We start from the raw sequence: 7,720 nt of genomic DNA on the forward strand, positions 1-7,720 counted from the left end.
TCTATCAGCATTCATTCTATAAATTTTAAATCTAAAACATACAATTTTGAGGAGGCAATCTCTAATGGCTAAAGAAAAATTTGACCGTTCTAAAACGCATGCTAACATTGGTACAATCGGACACGTTGACCATGGTAAAACTACTTTAACTGCTGCAATCGCTACAGTTCTTTCTAAAAAAATGGGTGGTACAGCTAAATCTTACGCTGATATCGATAACGCTCCAGAAGAAAAAGAACGTGGTATCACAATCAATACTTCTCACGTAGAATACGAAACTGAAACTCGTCACTATGCACACGTTGACTGCCCAGGACACGCTGACTATGTTAAAAACATGATCACTGGTGCTGCTCAAATGGACGGCGGTATCTTAGTAGTATCTGCTGCTGACGGCCCAATGCCACAAACTCGTGAACACATCCTTTTATCTCGTCAAGTAGGTGTTCCATACTTAGTAGTATTCATGAACAAATGTGATATGGTTGACGACGAAGAATTATTAGAATTAGTAGAAATGGAAATCCGTGACCTACTATCTGAATATGACTTCCCAGGTGACGATATTCCTGTAATCAAAGGTTCTGCTCTTAAAGCTCTTGAAGGTGAACCAGAATGGGAAGAAAAAATCGTTGAATTAATGGACGCTGTAGATTCTTACATCCCAACTCCAGAACGTCAAACTGACAAACCATTCATGATGCCAGTAGAGGACGTATTCTCTATTACTGGTCGTGGTACAGTTGCAACTGGCCGTGTTGAACGTGGTCAAGTTAAAGTTGGTGACGTAGTTGAAATCATCGGTATCGCTGAAGAAGCTAAATCTACTACTGTAACTGGTGTAGAAATGTTCCGTAAATTATTAGACTATGCTGAAGCTGGTGACAACATCGGTGCTTTACTACGTGGTGTTGCTCGTGAAGAAATCCAACGTGGTCAAGTATTAGCTAAACCAGGTTCAATTACTCCACACACTAACTTCAAAGCTGAAGTTTACGTTTTATCAAAAGAAGAGGGTGGCCGTCATACTCCATTCTTCTCTAACTACCGTCCTCAGTTCTACTTCCGTACAACTGACGTAACAGGTATCTGTAACTTACCAGAAGGCGTTGAAATGGTAATGCCTGGTGATAACATCGAAATGACAGTTGAACTTATCGCTCCAATCGCTCTTGAAGAAGGTACTAAATTCTCTATCCGTGAGGGTGGCCGTACTGTAGGCGCTGGCGTAGTTGCTTCTATCCAAAAATAATTTTAGCTCTTGCTAATTCCAAACCAATCTGTAGGGACGCCTACAGATTGGTTTTTTGTGTTAAAATAAAGAAAAATTAGAGTTTTAATTAGTGTATGTGTACATAACCACAAGCATGTCCTCTAGCGTAAATAATTAAAGGGAAAGGGGAACTGAGTATGGACATGAAAATTTTGCTGATTGAAGATGATCCTTCTATTTTTAGCATGATTCAAGAACGTTTTGAGCAGTGGTCACTAAACGTGGTTGGACCTAAAAATTTTCAGAAGGTGATGGATGACTTTATAGAGGAGAAGCCCCATCTCGTGCTAATTGATATTCAATTGCCTGCCTATGACGGCTTTCATTGGTGTCGTGAAATTCGTCATTTATCCAAAGTGCCAATCCTTTTTCTTTCTTCCCGAGATCACCCGATGGATATGGTGATGGCTATGCAAATGGGGGCTGATGATTTTATTCAAAAGCCTTTTCATATGGAAGTTTTACTCGCAAAAGCACAGGCTATTTTACGTAGAACCTATGATTACGTTGAAGAAAAAATGGATGTTACACGTTTTAACGATGCCATAATTGATTATGCGAGAAGTGAAATTATGTATAATGGTACCATTGCTTCTTTAACAAAAAATGAACTTTTTATTTTAAGAATATTAGTGGAGCAGGCTAATCATATCGTTTCAAGAGACGAGCTAATGAGAAAACTATGGGATGACGAACGTTTCGTAAACGATAATACTTTGTCTGTAAACGTTAATCGGTTACGTACAAAGCTAGAGGATATTGGTTTACATGAGGTAATACTAACAAAAAAGGGACTTGGTTATATGGCAGTATGCTGAGGGATGTGAGGGGAATTGTTATTATTATTTATTAGAGAACGCTTTGCTTGGATAGGATTTTTTATTTTTACTCTGATAATTCTAAATGTGCTGTTTTCTTTAGATGTTGGTTTAAATGGGGTTTCTATTTGGTATGTAAACGTTAGTTTACTTGTATGTTTTATACTCTTTTTTTGGTGTCGCTATGTCATCGAAGTTGGGAAATTAAAAGATTTCCTGGGAAATATGGATAGCCACCTTGATGATGCACATAGAAATAGTTTAGCTTTATCTCCTTTTCAAGAAGTATACTTTCGAAAAATGGAGGATGCATTTTTTGAAAAGAATTTAGAGTTAAATCAAGCCAAAGTGCAGATACAAGAACATTCTGATGAACTATTAGCTTGGGTCCATGAAGTAAAAGCACCTTTAACTGCCATTAATTTAATGTTTGAACATATTGAGGATTTACAGCTACGTCGAAAATTAGAGAATGAATGGCTAAGACTACATCTTTTGGTTGATCAACAACTGCATCAAACAAGATTATACGCTATTGAAAAAGATAATTATTTAAATGAGATTGAACTGAAGCCCATTATTTATAAAGAAATCCGAGCTATGCAAGCTTGGTGTCTTGAAAAAGGCATTGGCTTTGAAATTGGTGAACTGACAGAGATGGTTATGACAGATGGCAAGTGGCTAGCTTTTATTATTCGACAAATTCTTTCGAATGCCATCAAGTATAGCCCAGTAAATTCTGAGATAACAATCTTTACAGAACATGATTCTACAGGTGCAACATTACTACATATTAAAGATATAGGTAGGGGTATACCTTTAGACGATTTACCTAGGATTTTTCAAAAATCTTATACAGGAACAGCGGGAAGGGAATCCTCTCAATCTACAGGTATGGGTCTCTATTTAGCATCTAATGTAGCCCATAAAATTGGTATTCGTATTAATGTTCAATCTAAAGTTGGTGAAGGCTCGCTATTTACACTACGTTTCCCCTTACAAAATGAATATGCGAAACTAACAGGTAGATGACGAAAATGTCACCTACCTTTTTATATTGTCATGTAAAACGCACGAATGATTAGGTTTGACAGGGTACACTTGAACTATAGAAAGGGGCGTTATGAAGTGACAGTTTTAATAGGACGTAAAATAAAGAAAGTGTATGGAAAAAAATCAACGGCTCAGGAAGTATTAAAGGGTATTGATGTAGAAGTGAATAGAGGAGAATTTGTAGGTATTATGGGACCTTCTGGCTCTGGTAAAACAACGCTTTTAAATGTCTTATGCTCAATTGACTTTGCGACAGAAGGTGTTATTGAGATAAACGGTCATAGTTTACGTGGTATGAAAGAAAAGGCTTTAGCAAACTTCCGAAGAGAGCAGCTGGGATTTATATTTCAAGACTATAATTTATTAGATACCTTGACAGTAAAAGAAAATATTCTTCTACCGTTAGCCATCAGTAAGTTACCAAAAGCTGTTGCCGAAAGTCGAGTGAAGGAACTCACTTCTTTGTTGGGAATCACGGAAATTTTAAATAAATACCCCAACGAAATATCAGGTGGACAAAAACAGCGTACCTCTGCTGCACGTGCACTTATTACCAATCCGTCATTGGTATTTGCAGACGAGCCCACTGGTGCACTAGATTCTAAATCAGCTACAGCCCTGCTTCAAAATCTACAAAATATAAATGAAACAAAAGAAGCGACAATTATGATGGTTACACACGATGCTGTAGCTGCAAGTTTCTGTACACGTGTGTTATTTCTAAAGGATGGCCTTATCTATAGTGAACTTTATAAGGGCGATAAAACAAGGCAGGCCTTTTTCAAAGAAATCATGCATACACAAAGTGTGCTAGGCGGTGACGGGTATGAGTCTTAGTAAGTTAGTACTTCGAAGTATGAAGAAAAATATGAAGCACTACTATCTATATTTCTTTGCACTTATTTTTAGTGTTACCTTATACTTTTCGTTTGTCACCTTGCAAAATAATACGGAGGTGTGGGCTGCTGTTCAAATGAGTGGAACAGCTACGGCCGGATTTAAGGCAGCAACTTATATTCTTTATTTTATCGTTTTGTTCTTCGTTCTGTATGCAAACCATTTATTTATGAAGCGTCGTAGTAAGGAAATAGGTTTGTATCAACTGATCGGTATGACTAAGGGGCTAATCGTGCGTTTATTAGCGGTTGAAAACATTCTCTTATTTGTTGGAGCCGTTATTATAGGTATGTTGGCAGGCTTCTTTAGTTCTCGTGTCTTTGCAATGATTTTGCTTCGAGTGCTTGAAAAAGAAGCTCTTGTAACCATGACTTTTAGTACACAAGCATTAATGCAGTCGATGATTGTTTTTACTATCTTATTGATCATTGTTCTTATACAGATGGCTTGGATGATTCATCATGTGTCATTGTTATCATTATTTAGTGCAGCAAAACAAGCAGATGAGCGTGTGAGACGCTTTAGTGCGTTCCAGATGGTTATTGGCTTTTTGGGTCTTATACTGATTGTTTATGGCTACTATGCATCGACAAAGTTGTTCGATATCGAATCTGCTGGTAATTTATTTATCAATATGATAATTATTTTAGCTACTACAATTGGTGGAACATTCCTTGTTTTTCGTTTCTCTGTAGCATTTATTATGAATACTATTCGCCTAAAGAAAAAAGGGCATTTATCCATAAAGGATGTATTAGCATTAACGCCCATCATGCATCGCATGAAGAGCAATGCAAAGTCATTAACGCTAATCACCGTGTTAACAGGCGTTTCTCTAGGCGTGACGACTCTTTCCTATATCGCCTACTACTCCTCGGAAGCATCTGCATATAGCCAAGTACCTGGTGATTTCATATTGCTTGAAGAGCAAGGGGAGGGATTTTTAGAGAAGTTAGAGGAAAATAATATTGCTTATGATAAAATTGACTACCGTCTTCAGGGAGTAACCGCTGCTGTAGGTCAATTGATGTCTAAAAAACAGCAGGATAACCCTTTATATACAATGGAAGGCACAATTTATACCATTCCGCTTTCAGATTACCAGCAGAGTGTTCCAGAAGCTAAGCTTTCAGGGAATGAGGTTATCTTAACAAACTATGGTGGTTATATGGCTGAAATGTTCCCGTTAGAGAAAGATCATGATTTAGTAGTATCTGCAGGAGAACTTGAAGAAACTTTTCATGTCGTTGATATCCACGATAAAAGCGTGATAAGTGGTATTGTAACGGCTGGGGGTGGTGGACCTATCTTTGTTGTGACAGATGATATGTTTAAAAGTTTAACTACACAGGCAGCTCTTTATCCTTGGCATCATCAAACAACAATTACTTTAAAATCTAACGAAGATATTGCAACAGCAGAAAAATTATATATTCAATCAAATGCAGGTATTATTACGGCTGTAGATGATAAGGGGCAGACAAAGCAATATACACAATCATCCTATGAAGGAAAACGTAAAGACAATATTGAATCATTGGGTCTTACCATCTTTACAACAGCATTTTTAGGGTTAGCGTTTTTAATGACCACAGGTAGTATTCTATACTTTAAACAAATGTCTGAGGCGGAGGAAGAACGTGATTCCTATACAATCCTACGAAAGATTGGTTTTGCTGAAAAAGATATCATGAAGGGTATTTATATGAAACAGGCCTTTAATTTCGGTGTTCCATTAGTTATTGGGTTATTGCATAGCTACTTTGCTGTTAAGTCAGGATGGTTTTTATTTGGGACAGAGTTAACAGCTCCCTTGTGGATTGCAATGTGCTGTTATATAGCTTTATATACGATTTTTGCTATTCTATCGGTAGGCTACTATAAAAAGGTTGTACGTCAGTCGTTGTAATATTAAATAAGAGGAAACTCGGAAACAGTGTGGTGGTTATCATTACACTGTTTTTTTAGTGCAAAAAATATAGAAGTTACAAAAAACCTTGACTTTCAATTATCAGAATAATAAAGTTTAACATGTTAGTAATTTAGTGTATGAAAGTAGAGTGTAACAATGAATGCAGTAATTGCGGCTGTTGCCGTTATGTTAATATTAAGCTTGCTTCGCATCAATGTAGTTCTCTCGTTAGTTCTAGGAGCATTTGTAGGTGGTCTAACTAGTGGGATGGGCATTGAGTCAACAGTCCAATCATTTACAGAGGGATTAGGAGCAGGAGCAACCATTGCATTAAGTTATGGCTTACTTGGTGGTTTTGCAATCGCCATTGCCAAAACAGGAATACCCGAATTAATGATAGCCGGGATGTTAAAAATATTAAAGGGTGAAAGTAATAGAAAAGGACTTGTGAAGGTATTAATTTTCTTCCTTATTTTTGTGATGTCTATTTTATCTCAAAATGTTATTCCTATTCATATTGCCTTCATTCCATTATTAATACCTCCTATTTTAAAGATTTTAAATATGCTAGAAGTCGATCGACGTATAATTGCAACGTTGATTGCAGTAGGCTTAATTGGTACTTATAGTTTTGTACCTGCTGGTTTTGGAGCAATCTTTCAAGATATCGTTGCTACACAAGTGTCAGAGGCAGGAATGGCTGTTTCTTCACGTGATGTCCCTGCAGCAATGGGTATTCCCGTATTAGGAATGCTAATCGGATTGATAATTGCCTTCGCTGTATACCGCAAACCAAGACATTATAAGCATAGTGAAGTGGAGACGGAATCTTTAAATGTAAACGTCAGCAAATTCATTATGTTTTCTACAGCTCTGGCACTAGTAATATCACTATGCGCTCAAGTGTTAACAGACTCAATGATTGTAGGCTCGTTTGCAGGTATTATGATTATGTATTTTACAGGTGCTCTTAAATGGAGAGAAGCAGATGATATTCTTTCTGAAGGAATGAAGATGATGGCCTTTATTGGCTTTGTTATGATTGCGGCAAATGGTTTTGCGGCGGTAATCAATGCAACAGGTGATGTGGACAGCTTAATTACAAATTCACTCACTGTATTAGAAGGAAATAGAAGTCTTGCTGTCTTCATCATGTTAGTCATAGGATTAGTTGTGACGATGGGGATTGGTTCGTCCTTCGCTACAGTGCCTATAATCGCGACACTATTTGTTCCGCTAGCACAAGGTTTAGATATGAGTCCTTTAGCGATATTATGCTTAATCGGTACAGCTGGTGCTTTAGGAGACGCAGGTTCTCCAGCATCCGATTCTACATTAGGGCCAACAGCAGGCCTTAATGTTGATGGCCAGCATCATCATATTTGGGATACCTGTGTTCCTACGTTTATTTTCATTAACATACCACTAATCCTGTTTGGTTGGATTGCTTGTGTGTTCTTTCTATAATAAGGAGGTAGTTTCTATAATTATATAGAAACTACTCAGACTGTAGACAAAAGCCCTCGAGAAGTTCACTCTCAAGGGCTTTTATCATTTTTCTTCCTATGTCGTCTTGATATTTGGTCATACATTACCAAATCCAACATACGCTTCGAGCATAGTTGCTCTCTTAAGCTACTTGCCACGTCCAAGTAGCCAGTTTCTTTAAATTCATGGCAGCAAAAGTAAGCATCGCCTGCATGGACAATTTTTTCAGACCTCTTAAGGTTGTCCATCGCATACCATGCTTTTCTTTTGCATCGGCAA

Annotated in this window: 7 protein-coding genes; 6 read left to right on the forward strand and 1 reads right to left on the reverse strand. The window is 37.4% G+C overall.

Annotated elements, in window-relative coordinates; all coding sequences use genetic code 11:
* Positions 1–64: 64 nt before the first annotated feature.
* The 6 genes from tuf (at position 65) to NY607_RS17310 (ending at position 7,420) form a co-directional block, all read left to right on the forward strand.
* On the forward strand, positions 65–1,252 hold the full coding sequence (gene tuf, locus NY607_RS17285) for an elongation factor Tu (RefSeq protein WP_004233614.1): 1,188 nt from the start codon (positions 65–67) through the stop codon (positions 1,250–1,252).
* Positions 1,253–1,410: 158 nt separating this feature from the next.
* Positions 1,411–2,091, forward strand: a complete 681-nt coding sequence (locus NY607_RS17290; protein WP_081010943.1) for a response regulator transcription factor — start codon at positions 1,411–1,413, stop codon at positions 2,089–2,091.
* Positions 2,092–2,106: 15 nt separating this feature from the next.
* Positions 2,107–3,123: a sensor histidine kinase gene (locus tag NY607_RS17295; RefSeq protein ID WP_054548960.1), complete on the forward strand. Its 1,017-nt coding sequence runs from the start codon at positions 2,107–2,109 to the stop codon at positions 3,121–3,123.
* A 96-nt stretch (positions 3,124–3,219) separates the two neighbouring features.
* Positions 3,220–3,981, forward strand: coding sequence for an ABC transporter ATP-binding protein (locus NY607_RS17300; protein WP_048395566.1), 762 nt, complete (start codon positions 3,220–3,222; stop codon positions 3,979–3,981).
* Positions 3,971–5,950 carry an FtsX-like permease family protein gene (locus NY607_RS17305; RefSeq protein WP_259420054.1) on the forward strand — a complete coding sequence of 660 codons (1,980 nt, stop codon included), beginning with the start codon at positions 3,971–3,973 and terminating at the stop codon, positions 5,948–5,950. The genes NY607_RS17300 and NY607_RS17305 overlap by 11 nt, the downstream gene beginning before the upstream one ends.
* 159 nt (positions 5,951–6,109) lie before the next feature.
* Positions 6,110–7,420 carry a Na+/H+ antiporter family protein gene (locus NY607_RS17310; protein ID WP_259420055.1) on the forward strand — a complete coding sequence of 437 codons (1,311 nt, stop codon included), beginning with the start codon at positions 6,110–6,112 and terminating at the stop codon, positions 7,418–7,420.
* A gap of 163 nt (positions 7,421–7,583) precedes the next feature.
* On the opposite strand, the gene NY607_RS17315 is transcribed toward NY607_RS17310, so the two are convergent.
* Positions 7,584–7,720, reverse strand: a 137-nt coding sequence (locus NY607_RS17315; RefSeq protein WP_259420056.1) for a transposase, incomplete at its 5' end; no start/stop codon positions are given.

This window comes from Lysinibacillus sp. A4, assembly GCF_024919535.1.
In the GTDB taxonomy this organism is placed as follows: domain Bacteria; phylum Bacillota; class Bacilli; order Bacillales_A; family Planococcaceae; genus Lysinibacillus; species Lysinibacillus capsici.